Below are 20,523 nucleotides of genomic sequence, written 5' to 3' on the forward strand. Positions count from 1 at the left end.
TCAGCGTCCTCCCGCCAGTGGCGACAGCGGGCTGCCGGCCTCGAGCACCCACGTGTCCTTGGTGCCGCCGCCCTGGCTCGAATTGACGACCAGCGATCCGTCGCGCAGCGCCACGCGCGTAAGGCCGCCGGCGACGATCCGTACGCTGCGGCCGTACAGCACGAACGGACGCAGGTCGACGTGGCGCGGCGCGATGCCGCTGTCGACGAACGTCGGGCACGTCGACAGCGCAAGCGTCGGCTGCGCAATGTAGTCGTCGGGAGTCGCGCGAATCTTGGCCGCAAAGCGCGCGCATTCTTCCCTGGTCGAGCACGGACCGACGAGCATGCCGTAGCCGCCCGAGCCGCGCGTCTCCTTGATGACGAGCTCGGGAAGATGCTCGAGCACGTACGCGAGATCGTCCTTTTCGGCGCAGCGCCACGTGTGCACGTTTCCGAGCAGCGGCTCTTCGCCGAGATAGAAGCGGATCATCTCTGGCACGAACGGATAGACGCCCTTGTCGTCGGCGATGCCGGTGCCGACGGCGTTGGCGATCGTGACCGTGCCCGAGCGATACGCGCCGAACAGGCCGGGTACGCCGAGCGACGAGTCCGAGCGAAACGTGAGCGGATCGAGGTAGTCGTCGTCGAGCCGCCGGTAGATCACGTCGACGCGTTTCGGCCCCTCGGTGGTGCGCATGAACACGACGCCGCCGTCGACGAACAGGTCGACGCCTTCGACGAGCTCGATTCCCATCTCGTCGGCGAGGAACGAATGCTCGTAGTATGCGCTGTTGTACTGGCCCGGCGTGAGCAGAACGATCGTCGGCTCGCCCGTGCACGCCGGCGGTGCGGCGTCGCGCAGCGTCTCGAGCAGCTCTTCGGGATAGCGCGAGATCGGTGCGATGCCGTGCGAGGACATCAGCTCGGGAAAAAGCCGCAGCATCGCCTCGCGATTCTCGAGCATGTACGAAACGCCCGACGGCGTGCGGCAGTTGTCTTCGAGCACGTAGAACTCGGACTGGCCGGTGCGCACGATGTCGATTCCCGCCACGTGCGTGAACGCGCCGGCGGGAGGAGAAAAGCCCTGCATCTCCGGCCGGAAGCTTTCGTTCTCGAGGATGAGCGACCACGGGATCCGTCCGGCGCGTGCGATTTCGCAATTGCCGTAGGTGTCGAGCAGGAACGCGTTCAGCGCCTTGATGCGCTGCGTGAGTCCGCGCTCGAGAAGCGTCCACGTCTGGTGGTCGAGAATGCGTGGAATGATGTCGAACGGAATCAGCCGCTCGGGGTCGCCGCCTTCGGTGTAGACCGCGAACGTGATGCCGATGCGGCGGAACAGCACTTCGGCTTCGCGGGCTTTGAGACGCCGCTCCTCCGGGCTCGTGCCCGTGAGCCAGGCCGCGATGCCGTCGTAGGCCGGGCGCACGCTCCGACCGTCGAACATTTCGTCGAAGGCCGCTCGAGATCTTTCCACGGCGGAAGCCCCGAGCGCCGTATTGGCCTCGTTCTCGTACATTGGTCCTCGCGCCGAAAGAGCACGAGGCGTGCCACGGATGCCGGCGTGGTCCGGTTGGCCGGCGGCAGCGTCCGCGGCCGAAATGCGAGGCCGGCTGCGACGTGCGACGTGCTTTTCGGCAGGCCTCGCCGATTCGCGAGGCCTGCTGGCCGCTCACAGGACAGGCACTGCTCGATAAGCGAGCAGTGACAGGCACCGCTCGATGAAACGATCAGCGCAGGGAAGGTGCTACTTGGCGCCGGAAGTAGTCAGCGCCGCTTTCATCGACGTGAGCACGCCCGCCGGATCGTGCTCGTCGTAGAAGTACTTGTAGGTCGGACGCGGGGCGGTGATCTGGTCGAGCAGCGTTCCATCGGACTTGAGGAAGAACGTCCTCGGGATGTATTCGCCGTCGGGTGCGTACTTCGCACTCGTCGCCGTTTCCTTGTCCTTGTTCAGATGGATCATCACGAAGCTCTTCGACAGCTCGACCACCGCCGGGTCATGGAAGACTTTGCTGTAGTTGCTGCAGTGCGGGCACCAGTCGGTGTAGAAGATCAGCAGGATCGGCTTGTTCGACGTCTTCGCTTCGGCAAGCCCTTCGTCGTAGCCCTTCCACGCAATCCCGGAATCGTTCCAGTCTCCGCCGGCAACGGCTGGAGTGGCGACCGCCGCGAGCATCGAGAAGGCCGCAAGCACGGAAACCGCCAGCAGCCGTGTGATGGATTTTCTGATCGGCATGTTCGTCTGTCTCCCTGGGTCCAAAGTCCTGCGACAGTGACCGACACCGCCGATTGAGTAAACAGATCGGCTCTGCGAAGGATTCGGGCCGGTACAAAGCAATGTCATCGAACAAGCCTTCCGCAAAAGCATCAAGACGACCTGCTCCCGCGTCCGCATCGCCTCAAGCGGGCGACGGCGAAGATTTTGCCGCGCTTTTCGAAGCCAGTCAGGGGCCGAAGTCGGCGGCGGCGCCGGCGCGCGCACGTGCAGGTGACCTGATTTCCTGCAAGGTCATCGCGCTCGGCCAGTCGAGCGTTTTCGTCGCCGTCGGCGACAAGGCCGAGGGTACGATCGACCTCGCCGAGTTCCGCGATCCGGCGACCGGAGAGATCCGCGTCTCGGTCGGCGACGTCGTTCAGGCAACCGTGCTCGACGACGGTTCGAGCTCGGGAAGCGCGGTGCTCACGCGCATGCTCGGGCGCGGCGGTCACGCCGCTGCCGAGCTCGAGCAGGCGTTCGAGCTCGGCGTACCCGTCGAAGGGCTCGTCACCGGCGAGACCAAGGGCGGATACGAAGTGCAAGTCGCCGGCCTGCGCGCGTTCTGCCCCGGTTCGCAGATCGATCTGCGTCGCGGCGGCGAGGATCGCGTAGCGTCGGCGGAATACGTCGGCAAGCGCTTTCCGTTTCGCGTCACCAAGGTCGAAAACGAAGGACGCAACATCGTCGTCTCGCGTCGCGACCTGCTCGAGCAGGAAGCCGCGGAGAAAGCCGCGCAGACGTGGGCCAGCATTCGCGTCGGCGCAGTGCTCGAAGGAACCGTCCGCTCGCTGCGCGATTTCGGTGCGTTCGTCGATCTTGGCGGCGTCGACGGAATGATTCACGTGAGCGAGCTTGCGTTCACGCGCGTCAAGCATCCGGGCGAGCTTCTCGCGGTCGGCCAGCGCGTTCGCGTGGAGGTCATCAAGGTCGGCGAGCCCGACAAGGAAGGCCGCCGCCAGATCGGCCTTTCGATGCGCGCGCTTGCCGAAGATCCGTGGAGCGCGGTGGCGACCCGGTTTGCGCCGGGCACCAGCGTCGAAGGCACGGTCACGCGCGTCGAAGCGTACGGCGCATTCGTCGAAGTGGCGCCGGGCGTCGAAGGGCTCGTGCACATTTCGAAGATCACGCCCGATCGCCGGCTAAACCACGCGCGCCAGGCGGTTACGGTCGGTCAGACGGTCGAGGTCACGGTTCTTTCGGTCGACCTTGCGCAGCGCCGGCTCAGCCTGTCGATGGTCGAGACGATCAATCGCGCGCGCGACGCCGAAGCGGCGGAGGAACGCAAGGACAACGAACGCGTGATGGCCGAGCACAGCGGCAGCGGCTCACTCGGAACATTCGCCGACCTCCTCAACGAGGCCCGCAAGAAATAATCGGGGACAGACACCGATTTCCCGAAATCGGTGTCTGTCCCCGATTTCCCATTTCGATCAGGTGTACTGCTGCTCGAGCGAGCGGCAGATCGGATTGTCCGAGTCGGCGGCCTCGGCGCGCAGACGGTGCTTGTCGACCGACACGCGGCGAAGCGTCACGCTGACGTTGTCGTCGTCGGCTTCGATGACGGCGTATTCGGCATGCGGAAGGATCTGCGGGGCGTTGCCGCTCGCGTACTGCCGGAACGGCATGCCGACACTGCCGGGATTGACCAGCAGCATTCCGCGATGCTGCCTGAGCATCTGGATGTGCGTGTGGCCGCCGGCGAGAACGGTTGCCTGCGAACCGGCAAGCGCTTCGTCCAGCTCATCGGGCGGCGTGGTCGCAAGCAGGTCTTCCATGTGCGAGCGCGGCGATCCGTGAAACAACAGCGCGCTCGTATTCTTTCCGAGCTGCATCGGGATCTTCAGTTCGAATCGCGACAGAAACGCGATCTCGTCGGCGGAGAGCTGGTCACGACACCAGTCGACGGCATCGACGACGATCGGAACCTCGGTGTACGAGCGGATCAGCTGATCGTCGAGCATGAACGCATCGTGGTTGCCGAGGATGCAGCGGCAGCCGCGCTCGCCGAGCTCGGAGATGACCTCGCTGGGCCGGGGCCCGAGCGTGGCGACGTCGCCGAGGCAGATGACCTCGTCGATGCCGGTCCGGTCGATGTCGTCGAGAACCGCCTTCAGGGAGACGTGGTTTCCGTGCAGGTCCGAGATGAGTGCCGTACGCATGGGGAGCGGTTCCCCCGGAACCGGCCATGACTATAGCGGGCAAGCGTGCGGGAAGTCGACTCAGATGAGAAGACGCAGCGAGGATGGAGCGTTTCGGTCCATCCTTCGCTGCGTGTGGTGTCCCTGTAGTAGCAGGATGCCGGGGTCTCAGCCGGCGACGCGTGCGATCCTGTCGCGCTCGACGCGCGGCGTGTGGATTGGGATCGGTTGCGTCTTCTCCTGCGTGGTTGAGGACACCGTTTGGTCGGCCAGTCGGGCCATCTTGATCACCGCGGTGGCGAGAGAGCTTCGCAGTTTGCGCGCTGCGTCGATGCAGCTCGCGTCTACGTGGAAACCCCAGGTCAGCAGTCCTGCATAACTGAAGATGGCGATGCCGAGCCCCTGCCCGCGGAACAGCGGCACGAGAGGACAGACCCCGGTCATCTTCTGTTCGAACAGGTAGAGCGGAACTTGCGGCCCGGGAACGTTGGTCAGGATCAGGTTGAACGTCTTCGTGCTGCCGGTCAGCTGTTCGAGGCGAGCAAGCAGCGAAGGCGACAGCGAGTTGGCAACGTTCTCGAGCAGGATCGCTCCCTGCACCGAACCGTTCTCTTTTGCTTCACGCGCGGCAGCCCGCACACGCTGCCACCTGGTCTTCAGGTCCGGCGAGTCCAGCGGCAGGTCGAGAAGCATGCCCGAGACCTTGTTGCCGAGGCGCAGCGTCGACACGTCGGTGGCATCGCCGACCGGGCAGTAGACGCGCAGGTCGCGGCCGTCCGAGTTCGTGCAGGTTTGCGAGAACGCTTCGCTGACCAGCGTGAGCGCGACGTCGTTGACGGTGCCGCCGAGACGGCGACCGATTCGTTTCACGTCGTCGAGCGCTACCGACCACCACAGGAAACGGCGATCGGATCCGGTCGGCCGATCGAACGCGGTTGCGACTGGAGGGTTCAGCGACGCATCGGCTAGCGAGCGCATCGCGCTGAGAAGACCACCCGCTCCGGCAAGCATGTTGCGCGGAGAGAACATCGCGTTGCTCGCGGCATCGCTGGCGAGGCTGGCCGCGCCCCGCAGGCGGGTGTCGATGGCGTCGCGAAGAAGCTCGAGCTGGCTCGGCAGCGGACGCGGTCGCCACGCGCGAGGGGTTTCCGGAATCGAAAACGGCTCGGAGCCGAGCACGGCACAAAGCAGCGCCGCCCCGCTCAGACCGTCGGCGAGGCAATGGTGGGTCTTGCAGGCGAGCGCGAATCCACCGCTCGGCAGGCCCTCGATCAGCCAGATCTCCCACAGCGGACGGCTGCGCGCGAGCGGCTGTGACATGATCCATGACACGGTTTCTTCGAGATGGCCCGGGGACGACGGGGCCGGCAATGCGACGCCGCGCACATGGTCGGAAATGCGAAAATCCGCACAATCGACCCAGACGGGGTGGCCCTCCAGCGGAACTCGCATGAGGCGCTGCCGGTAACGCGGAATCATCGATAAACGGGCTTCCACATGCGCGCGCAGCCGCCGCAGCGTGACGCGGCGATCGCCCGGCTGAGGATCTTCGAACAGACACACAGCGCCGATGTGCATCGGCATGTCCTCGCGTTCGGTGTCGACGAAAAAACTATCGAGAGCACTCAGGCGGTCAAACGTTTGTTCCACGGGCATCCTCCTTCCGAGTGGGTCCGGGATCATTAGAACGCGATGTGTGGTTTGCAGTCTCGAGGTCTACGGCGTGCGGGCTTTCGACGATCGAGCTGGAAGTAAAAAATGGTCCCGTGGTTGCGAGCAGATTCTGTGCCATGAACGCGATTCCAACTTCGAATGATGTCGGCAAGTTGGAAGCTCGCACATGAGCAGCCTTGCGTGCACCTGTGCAAGAGTCATCGAAACAATGCGCCGCTGTCACATTTCGTGCTCGATGATTCGCGTGAGATGAACATCGTTCGACATCACGACATCGATCACGACGCATGATGCAAGCGCGCTGCGTCGCATCGCGAGCGGAGTTGCTCGTCAATCTTCTGAAGAATCGAAAAGCGTAGGCGCAGCGCGTCGAATCAACAGGATGTCGACAGCTGCGGACGGCCGACGGGGGTTCGCCTTTGTGCGGGCGTTCGCTTCAGCCGTTCCAGCCCGCGCGGCGCCAGCCCGCGATGCAGAGCTCGGCGAGCGCGGCTGTATTGGTCTGCCGGAACGTGTCGAGCGAGAAGCTCGGTGAGATGCGCCGCATCGTCGCGAGCGCTTCGAGCGCTTCGGCCGACCGCCCGAGATGCCCGAGCGCCGCGGCAAGCACCCGATAGCCGTGCGGCTGGTCGCCGCGAAGCCTCAGGCTTTCTTTCTCCCGTTCGACCGCAGCCTCGAGCCGCCCCGCGACCAGGTTGGCCACGGCAAGCTGGTGCAGGAAGAAATGCATCTGCTGGTCACGAGGCGACAGGCGGATGGCTTTCTCCATTACCCGGATCGCTTCGTCGGGGCTCTCTGTCGTGAGCGCGACGGCAAGTCCCTGATACGCCATCGTAAGGCTCGGATTGAGGTCGATCGCCCGTTCGAACGCGGCGACCGCAGCAGCGGTATCGCCGCCGTACGACGTCGCGTAACCCATCGCGGCGTACGCCCAGGGATCATCGTCGGAGAGCGACAGTGCCATCTCGGCTGCAGCCCGGGCATCGGCCACCGTCCGGGCGGGATCGTCCGACCAGTGGTAGGTCAGCATCGCAGCATGGCAGACCGTCTCGAGCGCGGCGGCCGTCGAGAACGACGGGTCGAGCTCGCGCGAGCGGCGAAGAAGCCGCATCGCTTCGTCAAGCTCCCCCTTTGCACGCAGGCCGAACAGAAGGTGGGCGCCCTTCTGGAAGCATTCCCACGAGTCGAGATGGGGCGCCGGCTTCTGGCGGATGCGCAGCTGTTCGGCCCGCCCGATGGCGGGTTCGATCGAGCTGAGGATTGCCAGCACGATGCCGTCCTGCAGCTCGAAGACATCTCCGAGCTCGCGGTCGTAGCGCTCGCGATGGATCTGCAGTCCCGTCGAGCCGTCGACGAGCTCGACCGCGACGCGGATCCGCTGCGCGGAGGTCGCGCCGCCGGCCACCAGTCCGGCGGCGCCCGAACCCTGGATGCTTCCTGCCACAAGGTAACGAGCCCCGAGCTCGCGGCTGACCTGGCGGATGTCTGCCCGGCGGCCCTTGTACGAAGCTGTCGAGCTGCTCGAGATCACGGGGAAGAGCCGGAACGCGGAGAACCTTGCGATCAGGTCCTCGGCGATCCCGTCGGCGAGGTAGCTCAGCGATGCATCGGTGCCGCGGTCTTCAAATGGCAGCACCGCGAGGACGGGGCGCCCGCTGAAGCCCGGGATCGTCGCGCCTGCCGGTGGTGTGTCGTCCTGGCCGTGCGGAAGCCGGATGCGGAACGCGCGCACCGGCACCGGGATGTTTTTGAGACTCTGTTCACCGAGGTCCTCGAACGACCCGGCAACCTTGCCGCGGACCTCGTCGATGACGACCGCCGATGCACAGATGCCGCCCGGCAGCGCGAGCCCTTCGAGACGGGCGGCCACATTGATGCCGTCGCCGAAAATTTCGCCCTCTTCGACGAGGATCGAGCCCAGATGGATGCCGATACGAAAGCGAAGACGCTCGCCTTCGGGAACGCCGGCCTCGGTCTCGGCGAGCTCGGTCTGCACGGCGACGGCGCACGCGACGGCATCGATCGAGCTCGTGAATTCGGCGAGCACGTTGTCGCCCGCGGTGCCGACGATGCGTCCGTGATGCTCGCGCACGTAGCCGCTGAAGGTCTGGCGGCGCGAACGGATCGCGGCGACCGTTGCCGCATCGTTCTCGGCCATGCGGCGGCTGTAGCCGACCGCGTCGGCGCTCAGGATTGCCCGGAGGTGCCGCTCGACGCCCGCTTGGCTGTCCGCCTGCATCCGAAGCCGCTTAGCGCAGCGCGAGATCGAATGGGAGCCTTGCGTAGATGCCGCGCGGATCGTTGAAGTGCCCGATCGCGACGGCCCCGTCGATCGCCTCGCGAATCCAGCTTGCGATCATCTCCGACCCGGCCGCCTTTTGCGGCCGCTTGCGCTGGAGCGCCTCGGCGAGCGCTTCGACGAGCGCCTTGCGTACCGGATACTCGACGACCGTGAATTCCTCTCCGACGGACGCTTTGCCGGCCGCGAAGGCGACGGCTTTGTCGAGCCCGCCGATCTCGTCGACGAGCCCGAGCTTTGCCGCTTCCGTTCCCGACCACACGCGCCCCTGCGCGATCTCGTTCACCGCAGCGCGGTCCATCTTGCGCGAATCGGCAACCTTGGTGAGGAACTGGTCGTAGACCCAGTCGACGCTCTTCTGAAGCACCTCGAGCTCTTCGGGAGTTTTCGGGCGAGTGACGGTCGCGGCATCCGCAAACTTGCCGGTCTTGACGGTCTGGAACGTGAGCCCGAGCTTGTCGTTGGCAAGACCCTGCACGTTGAACAGCAGGCCGAACACGCCGATCGATCCGGTGATGGTCGTCGGCTCGGCGAAGATGCGGTCGGAGTAAGTCGAAATCCAGTAGCCTCCGGACGCGGCGAGGCTTCCCATCGAAACGATGACCGGTCTGGTTTTCTGGATGAGGCGGACTTCGCGCTGGATCGTCTCGGATGCGGTCACGCTTCCGCCGGGACTGTTGACGCGAAGCACGAGAGCCTTGACGGCATCGTCGCGGCGAATTTCGCGAAGGTCGCGCGCGACCTTGTCGCCCCACACGACGCCCTGATCGGTGCCGGTGCCGTCGACGATCGTTCCTTCGGCGTAGACGATCGCGATTTTCTGCGCGCTCGAAGTTGCCGAGCCGTGGTCGCTCCTTTTCGAAGCGAGATTGTTCGGCGGAACGAGTTTCGCGTAATCGCCCATCGAGATCTGCTTGAACGGCTCCTTGGCGTTCTTGGTACCGGTAGCCGTGTGAAGCTCGTCGAGCATCTCGTCGAGATAGCCGACGCGATCGATCAGGTGCGACTCGACGGCTTTGTCGGCGCGAATGATTCCCTCGGCGTCCGCGATTTTCAGCAGACCGCCGGGCTCGAGGTTGCGCGCCTTTTCGATCGATCCCGAAAGATCTCCCCAGATGTCGTCGATCAGCTTCTGGGTCTGCGCGCGGCTCTCGGGGCTCATGTCCTTGCGCGTGTACGGCTCGACCGCGCTTTTGTATTTGCCGACGCGCGTCACCTGCACGCCGATCCCGAACTTCTCGAACGCTCCCGCGTAGAACATCGGCTGCGACGCGAGGCCAGGCACCAGCAGCGCACCGAACGGATCGAGCACGACTTCGTCGGCCGCCGACGCGAGATAGTATTCGCGCGTCCCGCCGAAGTTGAGCCATGTCTTGACCGGTTTGCCCGCAGCGCGGAATGCGCCGATCGCATCGCGGATTTCCTTGAGCGCGGCGAAGCCCGTCGAGTGGCCTGGAGACAGATCCTGTCCGGAAAGATAGAGCCCTGCGATGTCCGAATCTCTCGCTGCCGCTTCGAGCGCGCGCGTGACCTGTCGCGACTGAAGCACGTGCGGGCGAGTGTCCTCGTTGAAGAGACCCGCCAGATCCTCGATGCCGCCGGTCGAAACCGGCGCGTCCTGGAAGTCGTCCGACAGGTCGAGCACCAGGTACGATCCGGGCTGGATCGTCGTCTGCGGCTCGGGCTTGGTGCCGATGCCGCTCAGCAGAACGGCCGCGACGATCGAAAGCGACAGCAGCAGCATCGCCACCGCAGCCAGGGTTCCGAAAAAGGACGCAAAGAAGCTTTTCATTACGGTTTGCCGTCACGCCCGACCGGGAATTTCCGCCGCTGGTTTGCAGGGCGGGCGCGTTGTCTCGACGGTGACTGCCGCGTGACGGAATGTAAACCGGGATTGGCCGAATCCGTGATCCGGATGGCCTGTTCAGGCGCTCGTGCCGCCGGTTTCAGGCGTTCGGATGCGTCAGGAAGTCGCGGATCAGCCGGATGACTTCCCGGCCGGCCTCGTCCTTTTCTTCTTCGGCGAAGCCGCCGGCCGCGAGAAGCCACGGTTCGAACACGAGCCATCCGAATGCGACGGCCCCTGCGAGCATCGCAACCGAACGAGGATCGGCGTCCGTCGGTCCCTTGCCCTGAGCCTGGAGATCACGGATCAGATCGATCGCGCGTCCCATCGTCGGAAACGTTTTCTGCACGCAGTTGATCGGCTGTCCGTCGAGCATCGTGCGCGCGAGAAGCTTCCAGTACGTCTCCTGCTCGCGCACCGCATGAAAGAAGCGCAGCAGGATCGCGCTGGCTTCGCCTTCCTGGTCGACGGATGCGATCTCGGCGCTCAGACCTTCGAGCACTTCGCGCAGTAGTGCTTCCTTGGTGCGGAAGTGACGATGGATCAGACCGTTGTTGACGTGTGCCTTGGATGCGATCTCGCGCGTCGAAACCGCCTCGGCGCCTTTTTCCGCAAACAGCTCTGCTGCTGCACGCAGAAGCGCATCCCGCGTCGCTCCTCGTACGGCGTTCGTGTCCTGGTCCGAGACACTCATGCGTTGATCCCCTTTTGCGACGCACGTTCCGTTTGCGAGAATCGAACGCCGCTCCTGCGCGACTCCAGGTACGAAGCCGCTCGCGGCTGAGGTCGCGACGCGCCCCGCTGCGCGACTCGAATCCCAACCTTCGAGTTAGAAAATGTCACGTTTGTCAGTACTGGGGCAACTGAGACGTGGATTACTTTTTGCGGCGCAGTGCGTCGCGACGGGTCGCGCAAACGCCTCCAGTTCCCAACCCGCATCGTCTTTGCCAAGCTCGGCCGGACTCACATTGATCCAGCGGGCATCCCGCTCGCCGGTTTCCGACGGAGGTGGCAAGCATGGCAGTCCGACCGATCCCGCAAGGCTACGAAGGTGCGATCCCGTACCTGTCGTGTCGAAACGCAGCAGCGGCCCTCGACTTCTATCGCAGCGCGTTCGGTGCCACCGAGCACATGCGCATGATGCAACCCGACGGCCGCGTCGGCCACGCCGAGATCCAGATCGGAAGCGCTCGCATCATGCTGGCCGACGAGTTTCCGGAGATGGGTTTCCAGAGCCCGATCGCTCTCGGCGGCACGCCTGCCGGGATTCATCTTTACGTCGAAGACGTCGATGCGGTGGTCGCGCGCGCGAAGGCCGCCGGCGCAAAAGTGGTGCGCGAACCGGCCGACCAGTTCTACGGCGACCGTTCGGCAACGCTCGAAGATCCGAGCGGCCACCGCTGGTTCTTCGCGACCCACAAGGAAGACCTGACGCCGGACGAGATCGACCGCCGCCGCGCGGCGATGGAACAGACCGAAGGGCGGTAGCGCAGCGGCCGCACACGTAGCGGGGGGCGCATGTTCTTCCGCTGAGCGCCCTCGGCGCTTGCCTCTTGTCGTAGCCGCGCATTGCCATTATCCGGAAGGCCGTCCGCCGGCGGAGGAGCCGGCGAGGGGGAGGAGATCATGCGCCTTTTTGTGTTTCCTTTGCCGGTCGTCCGGCTGTTCGTGTTCGTCGGCATTCTCGCTGCTTGCGTCCCGGCGACCGCCGGCACGCAGATGAAAGCGTCGCTCGTCTCGGCGCCGCTCACTTGCAGCGCCGGTGCGTGCCAGGTCACCGGTAGCGCCTGCACGACGAACGCGGACTGCGGCGACGTCATTTCCTCGAAGTCGAAGGGCCAGATCGCCGGAACCGGCATCGGCAAATTCACCGTCAAGGGAGTTGTCGGGGCCGGCGGTACGCCGGTGACGACCGACGGCATCGCCGGCACGGACGACGACTATGTGATCGGAATCCTCGCACTGCCGGCCGACGGCGACGTGCGTTTCAGCTCTCTGAAACTCGATCTGAGCAACGGCGCCGGATCGGTGACGGGCGACCTGAGCTCGCTGTTTACAGCAGCTGGTGGACCGTTTGCACCGATCGTCGTTCTTACCACGCCGCTCCCGGCTCCGGCCACGTGCCCCGGTGCGAATTCGCCGGCCGAGATTGCCGCGCGACTGGACAACAACAACTGTGCCAACGGAGAACAGATCGGATACGGCGGCATCAGCACCGACGAGACGGATTCGGCCAAGTACAAGATCTCGCTGACGGCGCCGGACCAGACCTGCGAGGCCGGCGAGTGCAATGCCGGCAGTTGCGTCGCGAACTCCGATTCCTGCACGACCAACAGCGACTGCAACCGTTGCAGTTTTTCCGCAACGATCTGCGCGACCAATGCCGACTGCGGGTTCGCGATCTCCCCGACCTCGAAGATCCAGGTCGCCAGCAGCGGCAAGACGAAGGTTTCGATCAAGGGAATGCTCGCGAGCGACGGCACTCCGATCACGACCGACGGAACGGTCGGCACCAGCGACGACTACCTCGTCTTCATCGTCGCCGACCTCTTCGGCGCCGGGCAATCCGCGACGAGCCTCAAGCTGGAGCTGAAAGACGGCAAGGGAAAGATCAGCGCGGATCTGAGCGAGTGGTTCAGTCCGGCGTTCGAGTCGGGCCTTCTCTTCGTATTCGTCGTGACGCCGCCGCCGGCGCCGTCAACCTGCCCGGGAACCAACTCGGCCGCCGACATCGCGGCACGTGCGGAAGATGCCGGCTGCGACGACGGATACGCGGTCGGAATCGGAGGGATCCAGCTGGACGAATGACGCGCGACGCGTAACTCCTCGCTGGACCGGATCGCTGACCGTCCGGAGCGAGGCCAATCACGACTGCCACGTCGACTGCGCGGATCTCGGCTCGTGCAATCCGCGGCAGCAACAACCGCCACGACGGAGCTCTACTTCGTGATCGTGATCGACTGCGACCGTATCGTGGTCGTTGTGGTCCCCGGATAACTGATCGTCGCCTTGATCACCGCCGCGCCGGTCCCCGACTTCCCGAGTTGCCAGTTGTAGATGAACTGATCGGTCGCGGGATCGTACTTCGCACACGCAGGTACGAGCGTCTGCGCGCCGGTCGCAGAGACCTTGACCTTGCATGGAGACGACACGAGCGCGGCCGCGGCAGCGTCGGAGATGCGAGCACCGGTGGCGTCGATCAAAGCGAACTTGACCGGCACGGTCTGTCCGACCTTCCACTTCGAGCCGGGCGCGGGCGAGAAGAAGCCGAGGAACCCATAGCTGACGACGTAGTGGAAGCGCTGGTTGGTCGAGTTGCCGGCGTTGTCGGTTGCATGGCATGCGACCGTGTGGTCGCCGAGCGTGGCCGTGGTAACGGCATCGCAACTGGATGTCGCGACACCGGACGTCGCGTCCGTCGCGTGCGGGAGGGCCGTGCCGACCGCGCCGAGGAGCAGCGGATTCGGAGTGACCGTCGGCGCGAGCTCGGGCGCGGTCTGGTCGATCTTTATGGCGACGACAACCGGCGTCTCCTTGTTGCCCGCCCTGTCCACGCTTGCTGCGTACACGGTGTGCGCGCCGTCGTTTGCGACGTTCGTCAGGTCGCAGTCCGCGTCCGGCAGATCGTCGAACGACGATGGCGCGGGATTCGGATCGAGCGCGCAGCGGGTTTGCGCGAGGCCGTTGCCAGCCACACCGTCGTCGGCGACGGGGTCGTCGGCCGAGATGTCGACGGTGACGTCGCTCGTGTACCAGCCGTTCGACCCGTGCGTGCCGCTTGGCGTGATTGTCGTCGTGGGCGCCTCCGCGTCGACAGTTGCGATCGAGATGCCGGTCGCGTGTGCTTCAGTCTGGTTCGGGGCGGCATCGAACAGTGGCCCGATAGTGGATCCGACGACATCCGTGACGGCGTCGATCGCGGTGATGGTTCCGTCGCTGTAGTTCGACGAGTAAACGGTCGCTTCGTCGGGCGTCAGCCTCGGGAACAATGGGCTCAGGTGACCGATGTCAATCGAGACAGGCGGCGCGGAGAAATTGGCCGTGTCGATTTTGCTGACCACCGTGGTTTGCTCGCTCGCCGCGTAGAGGGTGCTTCCGTCCTGCGTAAGCGCCAGGCCTCTCGGACCGCCAGGTACCGAGACGGTTTCGGTAATCGTGCCGGTCCCGAGGTCGACCGCGCTGACCTTGCCGAGGTTGAAGCGACTTACGTACGCCGTCGTGTCGTCCGGTGACAACACAACGGCATAGGCGGAGCCGCCGATGGCGATCGTTCCGGTCACGACGTTCGTCGCCGTATCGATGACCGACAAGTTCTCACCGTAGAAATCGGCGACGTAGAGCGTCGAGTCGTCCGACGTGACGGCGAGGCCTGTTGGTGCAGCGCCTTGCGCGACAGGGATCGTTGCAGTCACGGTCTTTGTGGCCGTGTCGATGACGCTGATCGTCGAGCTACCGGCGTTGGCGACGTACGCGGTGCTTCCGTCGTGCTTGAACGCGATCGTGATCGGGTGAACGTCGACGGCGATGGGAGTCCCGGCGGTGTTCGAAGCTACGTCGATCGGCGTGACTTTGCCGTCCACGTAACTCGTGACCCAGACCGTCTGGCCGTCTGGCGCAAGTGTCGAGCCGTATGGATTCGGGACGCTGATCGTTGACTCCAGCGTTGCGCTCGAGAGGTCGACCGGCCTTACCTGGCCGATGTCGAAGCCGGACACGTACGCGACGAACTTCGTCGCCGACGACGCGTAGGCGGTCGAGACCACCGCGCATGCCAATGTGACAATTGTCGAGACGACGATGCAGCGTACCTTCATGCAGAATCCCCTTTCGCGTCCGCTAACATAGTTGCCACAGCCACACTAGCGGATCGTTCGCCGCTGGCTGGTCGTCTGGCGGGACATGCTGTGAGATTGCTCGAATGGCAGCTCGCAAACACAAGCCGCGTAGCCACCTGGTCCGCGCCTGCACGAATTTCGTCTCCGACCGGCACTCGTGCACCTGTGGCCGTCGCGCTCGCGAGTCCGCGAGCGTCGGCTGGATCGCTGCTGCGGCCGCCGTCTTCCTTCCAGCTCAGCCTGTTCGTACCGTGGCGACCGAACACTCCGGTCGACGAGCTCGACGCGTCGTGGACCCGGCGCAGTCGAACATTCCCCGGGGAATGTTGACGATGGCGACGTCAGGTTTCGTCGGAGGCACGCGCGCGGTGTGCATCAGTGCTTGGACATCGCATCAAGCCGAGATGCCACGCGCGCTGTTGTGGCATAACGAATGCCACAATGCATGACCCATTCTGACTGGACGAGATTCGAAAAAAAATGCGCAGTGATTTTTTTCACATTCCATGACGGAATCTTGTGACTATGGACCGTGTCGTCAATTGCGTGAGCAGGTGTCGTTGCAACTGACACCTCTTATGAATCCTCTTTAGCCGAGGCAACTTGCGATCTGCGCTGACAGGCGTGTCGGTTCGTCTCTGTATTCGCGAAGTGGCTGCGAACAAATTCGTCAGCGTGAATGTGCATTGTAAATGTCGAGTCGCTTTGGCTTTTTTCACTCCGTCACGGCGCCACGTTCGTTGACTCTAGGGTGTCGACAGCGCACAAGCTGCCTGCCTGCACGTCGCAGGCTCACACACACAGTCTGGAGGAACTCATGATTCTGAATCGTTTCTGGAAGCTCGCGCTGCCATCGTTGACCGCGATGATTGCGCTCGAAGCATCGGCCTATGCAGCCGCATGCCCTGGCGTCGTCACCGGGTCATACACGCTGACCGCGGATCTTACGGCCACGACCACAGGTGCGTATTGCATCATCGCGCAGGGCCCGAATACCACCATCGATCTCAATGGTTTCACGATCAGCTCGACAACCGCCGGCCAGGCGGCAATCACCTGCAGCGCTCCCGGAATCACGGTGAAGGACAGCGGCAGCCCGAAAGGCTCGATCACGGGACTGTGGTGGTACGGCATCAAGGACTGCGAAAGGATCCAGGGGGTCGAGATGCTGGGCAGCGGCGCAACATACGCGGTGTATAACGCCCAGTCGCGCCCACTCGAAGAGCTGACCGACAGCATCATCGATGCCGACACCTACGGTGTCACCGCGTACCTGATGGGCGGCGGCTCGCAGATTGTCGGCAACAGCATCACGGCTGACAACAAGGGCATCGAGATCCTCGGCAACAACAACGAGGTTACCGATACTCCGGGAGTTGCGGCGATCGAGTACAACGTCATCCGTCTCGTCGCCTATTACGGAATCAAATCCGTCGCTCGCGACGTACGAATCCGCAGCAACATGATGTACGACCTCAACCTGTCCTATCCGAGTGGAACCTGCGTGGACGTCCCGGCGGGCACGCCATATGGCCAGCTCCAGTGCCCATGCGGAGCGCCGTATTGCGAGGCCGCAGCGGCTCCGCCATACGACACGTTCATCGAACCAACGAACAACTGTCCGGGGACTCTCGCTCCGGGCGGTACAACGATTTCACTGTCACAAGACTACGATCTCGCGGGTGGAGTCGGCCCGTGTATCACGTTGGACGGGCCCGGGACTCTCAATCTCAACGGTCATTACATTACGAACTCCGGTAGTGTGAACGGGACTGCGATCGAGTGTACGTCAACGGGAAATTACAGCGCGACCATCCAGGATACGGCTACGTCGAAGGGCGCAGTCGACGGAAACTTCGTGACCGGCATCAAGAGCTGCGCGAGGATTGACAGCGTCCGGGTCATGGGCGCCATGACGATCGGCGTCGAGAATTCGAGCAGCGCTGATGAAGCGCATTCCCTCGACTACCTGAGACACAGCGTGATCCACGCTGCGACGGCGGCGGTTTCGACGCGGCTGAACAATCGTCACTCCGACATTTCAGACAATTCCCTGCGTGCGAGCGACACCGGCCTCTACGTCGCCAGTATCCGGGACAATACGACTTACACGGGAAAAGCGACCGTGCACAACAACCAGCTGCGCGATGCTCACGGCGTGTCGATTGATACCAGCGGTGCGTACTACGTCGATCTGCAGGACAACCTCATGTATCGCACGGATCCGCTGGACACTCTCGGCACGTGCCTCGATCTCAACACTGGAAACGTGGAGGACAGGTCGCTTTGCAACTGTCCGGGGCAATGCGAAGGCGACGTGGCGCCGTTTGCGTTCCCGCTTTTATACTGAGCCGTGATTCGAGGCTTCAACGATATTGCCCGCGTGCCAGATGGTTGCATTGCGGTCACTTCACAAACGAAAGGAGTCCGGAAGATGATACTGCGAAATCCAAAGAAAAATACGAGTGCTTTTGCCTTCATGATGGCAATTGCATTTCTTTTCGTGCCTGCCGCCCACGCGCTCAATACCTGTGGGAATTACTTCAATGACCTGACGCTCTCCAGCGACGTCACGATGCCGGCCAACAACACGGCTCCGTGCATCCTCATGCAGGCCGGAAAAAAACTGAACTTGAACGGTTGGGCGATCAGATGCGCGTCGGGTAGTCCTTGTGCTAACCAGCCCGCGGTGGCGTGCGCCGACTACAATGGCGGATTGGCAGTCAACTCCGTCATTTACGGCGGTACGATCGATGGCAACTTCTCGATCGGTGTAGACAACTGCGGGACCGTCCGCGACATGAAGATGACGGGCCCTACAACCGGAATCAGATATTCGTCGAACGGCAAGGACTACTATCGCAACGTCATCCAGCTTACCGGCACAACGGGTACCGGCATCGATGTGAAGCTCGAAGACTCAACCGATACGATCCACGACAACCGGATCGATGGCGGCGGAACCGGAATCAAGGTCATTGGCAAATCCGGTTCTGCAACAGGCCCTCGGGTGTACCAGAACGTGATCCGCGGATTTGCGACGTACGGTCTGCGCAACGCGGACTCGACCTATGTCCGCTTTGAAGAGTCCGTCATGATCGAGGGACTGCCCGGCTCGACCGGAGTCAGCATCCAGTCGGGGAACGCGACGCTGAGCGGGCTGGTCTGCGAGAAAGGCAGCCAGTGCAGCTGCGAGCTCGATAAGGTGCAGGCGCCGGGCAACTGTTTCACACCGTAAATGTTCGTGCGCGCGGAGCGAGGCGCGATGCGCCTCGCTCCGCGGCGGATGTATGCCATGCCCGGACGGCGGTCCGCGACAGCAGCATTCTGGATCGGAAGAATCAGAGTGGTTGCGCTCGGCTCACAACCGAAGGAACTACCGCCGACCCGCGAAGAGCCGAAATATCAATGCCCGATCTGCGACAACAACTGGCGGGCCGCAGCGAAGTCCGGCTGTAGCGCCAGCGCGGCCTGGATTTCGCGCCGCGCGTCGGCGCTGCGCTCCGGATGAAAACGGATCAGCATGACGGCGGTCCGGTAGTGCTTCTGCGCAGGGTTGGTTTCTGAATCGACGGCAGCCACGAACTCGGCCTCGGCTTCGGCGGCTTTGCCGAGCCGCGCGTAGACGCGGCCGAGATTGGCGTGTCCGACTGACGTGAGGCCGAGATCGATGGCACGTTGGTAGGCCTTCATCGCGAGCTCGTCGCGACCGAGCTTGTCGTAGACGACGCCGCAGTTGTTGAACAGCTGCGCGCTGCGTGAAGGTTGGTCGAGCTGCCCGTTGCACGCTTCGGCCGCTTCTTCGAAACGCCCGTCATTCGACAGCGCCGAGACATACAGGCGCCAGCCGTCGCCGTTTTCCGGGGCTGCACGAACCTCCGCACCGAACAGCGCGGTCGCGCTATGCCACTGGGCGTTGCGCGCGGTGGTCGCATAAAGGCCGAGCGCGAGCACCGGGGCGGCGCAGAGTGCGGCTGAGCCGACGCCGCGCATTCGTGCGAGCGCGGCGATCGCTGCGGCCGACGCAATGGCCACCGACACCGACGGCAAGTATGCCACGCGCTCGGCGATCAGCAGCGAGTTCTGCAGCTTCATTACGCCGAGCGCCGAACCGATCGCGGTGAACACGCGACTCGACGGCAGCAGCGATACATAAAAGAAAGCGATCGCGATCGCGACGAGCGGCGCGCGGCGCCGCACGAGGATCGCGCTCGCCACCAGCGCGCCATGAACGATCACGGAGGCGACGAGGCCGGTGCCGCTGAAATTTTCGTACGAAGCGCGCAGCGGATGCGGCCAAAGGAGCATGCGCAGGTACTCGCGCAACGTCGCCGCCGAGTACGCCAGGCGCGACAGAAAGTCCTCTCCGGTCACGACGCCGAGAATCGGTCCGCCGGTGGCTTCGCCGGCTGCGGCCATCGAATGGCCGCGCAGCACGAAGTACTCGCCGAGCGGTAGCAGCAGCACGGCCACGGGCGCCAGCCTGCGAAGGCGGTCGCTCGCGGACTCGTGCGGATGCGCGATCCACAGCGTGGCGGCGGCGAGCACCGGCAGCGACACGGCACTCTCGCGGCAAAGCAGGGCAGCAAGATAGAAGACGCACGCGCCGATCCACGCCGCGACCGGACGCGTCTCGTGCCAGCGAACGATGATCCACAGAGCCGTCACGACGCCGATCGTCGAGAGCACTTCCGAGCGGTTGAACACCGAATCGACGGCTTCGGTGTGGATCGGATGCACGGCGAAGACCGCGGCGGCAAGCGCCGCAATCCACGGCGCGGAAGCGGCCGACAGCGCGGCCCGGGAAGCGATCGACGACGCGATCGACGAACCAGGCGACAAAGAATCCGCGTCCGAACCGACGGCATCGCGCACCGCGCCTGTCGTCTGCCATGCGCCGACAGCGACGATCAGCTCGGCGAGCAGCAGAAACACGGCGAGGCTTGCAAGCATGTGAAGCACCACGTTGGTCGCGTGGTAGCCCGCCGGATCTTCGCCGAACATGGCGCCGTTGACGGCGATGCTCAGGATCGCCAGCGGCCGGTACGTGCCGGCGCCGGAGCCGGTCGCCGACCACGTGTCTTCGCGAAACATCTGGCCAACCGATTTCCACGTAAGTGCATGCCGGGCAGGAACGAAGAACACGTCGTCGTGGATGGCGATCGATGGCATCGCATTGGCAAACGCGCCGAATGCCATCGCGACGACGAAGAGCGCGGGCACCACGAGCGAGACGAGCGAAAAACGCCGCGCGGCAGCGCTCCGTGCAGCGGCTTTTGCGTCCGCCGGCGCAGGCATAGCTGCAGGCGCGGCGGCAGCCGGCGCAGCAACGGTCAGCGTCCGCTCGGTCGGGAGACGGTGGAGTGGCTTCTTGCGTCTCGTCATCGGGTCGGTGGCGGCACGGACGGTGCCGCGAATCGGCCGAGCATATGAACTTCTCCGTTCGCGGGCGAGTCTGCGCGCGGCTTATCACATCCCTGCCTCGCGTCTCCC

Annotated in this window: 14 protein-coding genes; 5 read left to right on the forward strand and 9 right to left on the reverse strand. The window is 64.1% G+C overall.

Annotated elements, in window-relative coordinates; all coding sequences use genetic code 11:
- Positions 1–1,455 carry a circularly permuted type 2 ATP-grasp protein gene (locus tag VN634_15395; protein HXC52268.1) on the reverse strand — a complete coding sequence of 485 codons (1,455 nt, stop codon included), beginning with the start codon at positions 1,453–1,455 and terminating at the stop codon, positions 1–3.
- Between the two features lie 270 nt (positions 1,456–1,725).
- A complete protein-coding gene (locus VN634_15400; protein HXC52269.1) occupies positions 1,726–2,217 on the reverse strand; it encodes a thioredoxin family protein in 492 nt (163 codons plus the stop codon).
- Positions 2,218–2,318: 101 nt separating this feature from the next.
- Here VN634_15400 and VN634_15405 point away from each other — a divergent pair, with 101 nt between their 5' ends.
- Positions 2,319–3,611, forward strand: coding sequence for a S1 RNA-binding domain-containing protein (locus VN634_15405; protein HXC52270.1), 1,293 nt, complete (start codon positions 2,319–2,321; stop codon positions 3,609–3,611).
- Between the two features lie 57 nt (positions 3,612–3,668).
- Here the strand turns inward: VN634_15405 and VN634_15410 are convergent, their stop codons facing one another.
- From VN634_15410 to VN634_15430, 5 genes are all read right to left on the reverse strand, one after another.
- A complete protein-coding gene (locus VN634_15410) occupies positions 3,669–4,397 on the reverse strand; it encodes a metallophosphoesterase family protein (protein ID HXC52271.1) in 729 nt (242 codons plus the stop codon).
- Between the two features lie 147 nt (positions 4,398–4,544).
- Positions 4,545–6,026: a wax ester/triacylglycerol synthase family O-acyltransferase gene (locus VN634_15415; GenBank protein HXC52272.1), complete on the reverse strand. Its 1,482-nt coding sequence runs from the start codon at positions 6,024–6,026 to the stop codon at positions 4,545–4,547.
- 460 nt (positions 6,027–6,486) lie between these two features.
- Positions 6,487–8,289, reverse strand: coding sequence for an adenylate/guanylate cyclase domain-containing protein (locus tag VN634_15420; GenBank protein HXC52273.1), 1,803 nt, complete (start codon positions 8,287–8,289; stop codon positions 6,487–6,489).
- Positions 8,290–8,299: 10 nt separating this feature from the next.
- Positions 8,300–10,141, reverse strand: coding sequence for a signal peptide peptidase SppA (sppA, locus tag VN634_15425; protein ID HXC52274.1), 1,842 nt, complete (start codon positions 10,139–10,141; stop codon positions 8,300–8,302).
- Between the two features lie 154 nt (positions 10,142–10,295).
- Positions 10,296–10,889 (reverse strand): helix-turn-helix domain-containing protein, encoded by a 594-nt coding sequence (locus VN634_15430; protein HXC52275.1) that lies wholly within the window; start codon positions 10,887–10,889, stop codon positions 10,296–10,298.
- 323 nt (positions 10,890–11,212) lie between these two features.
- Between VN634_15430 and VN634_15435 the strand changes: the two genes are divergently transcribed.
- Both VN634_15435 and VN634_15440 read left to right on the forward strand, forming a co-directional pair.
- On the forward strand, positions 11,213–11,683 hold the full coding sequence (locus VN634_15435) for a VOC family protein (protein HXC52276.1): 471 nt from the start codon (positions 11,213–11,215) through the stop codon (positions 11,681–11,683).
- A gap of 138 nt (positions 11,684–11,821) precedes the next feature.
- A complete protein-coding gene (locus VN634_15440) occupies positions 11,822–13,003 on the forward strand; it encodes a hypothetical protein (protein HXC52277.1) in 1,182 nt (393 codons plus the stop codon).
- A 131-nt stretch (positions 13,004–13,134) separates the two neighbouring features.
- On the opposite strand, the gene VN634_15445 is transcribed toward VN634_15440, so the two are convergent.
- Positions 13,135–15,009 carry a PxKF domain-containing protein gene (locus tag VN634_15445; GenBank protein HXC52278.1) on the reverse strand — a complete coding sequence of 625 codons (1,875 nt, stop codon included), beginning with the start codon at positions 15,007–15,009 and terminating at the stop codon, positions 13,135–13,137.
- Positions 15,010–15,847: 838 nt separating this feature from the next.
- On the opposite strand from VN634_15445, the gene VN634_15450 reads away from it, so the two are divergent.
- On the forward strand, positions 15,848–17,380 hold the full coding sequence (locus VN634_15450) for a hypothetical protein (GenBank protein ID HXC52279.1): 1,533 nt from the start codon (positions 15,848–15,850) through the stop codon (positions 17,378–17,380).
- A gap of 84 nt (positions 17,381–17,464) precedes the next feature.
- Complete coding sequence (locus VN634_15455) at positions 17,465–18,268, forward strand: hypothetical protein (GenBank protein HXC52280.1); 804 nt, start codon at positions 17,465–17,467, stop codon at positions 18,266–18,268.
- A 167-nt stretch (positions 18,269–18,435) separates the two neighbouring features.
- Here VN634_15455 and VN634_15460 read toward each other — a convergent pair whose 3' ends face one another.
- A complete protein-coding gene (locus tag VN634_15460) occupies positions 18,436–20,415 on the reverse strand; it encodes a tetratricopeptide repeat protein (protein ID HXC52281.1) in 1,980 nt (659 codons plus the stop codon).
- Positions 20,416–20,523: the final 108 nt, after the last annotated feature.

Source organism: Candidatus Limnocylindrales bacterium (assembly GCA_035571835.1).
Classification (GTDB): domain Bacteria; phylum Desulfobacterota; class Binatia; order UBA1149; family CAITLU01; genus DATNBU01.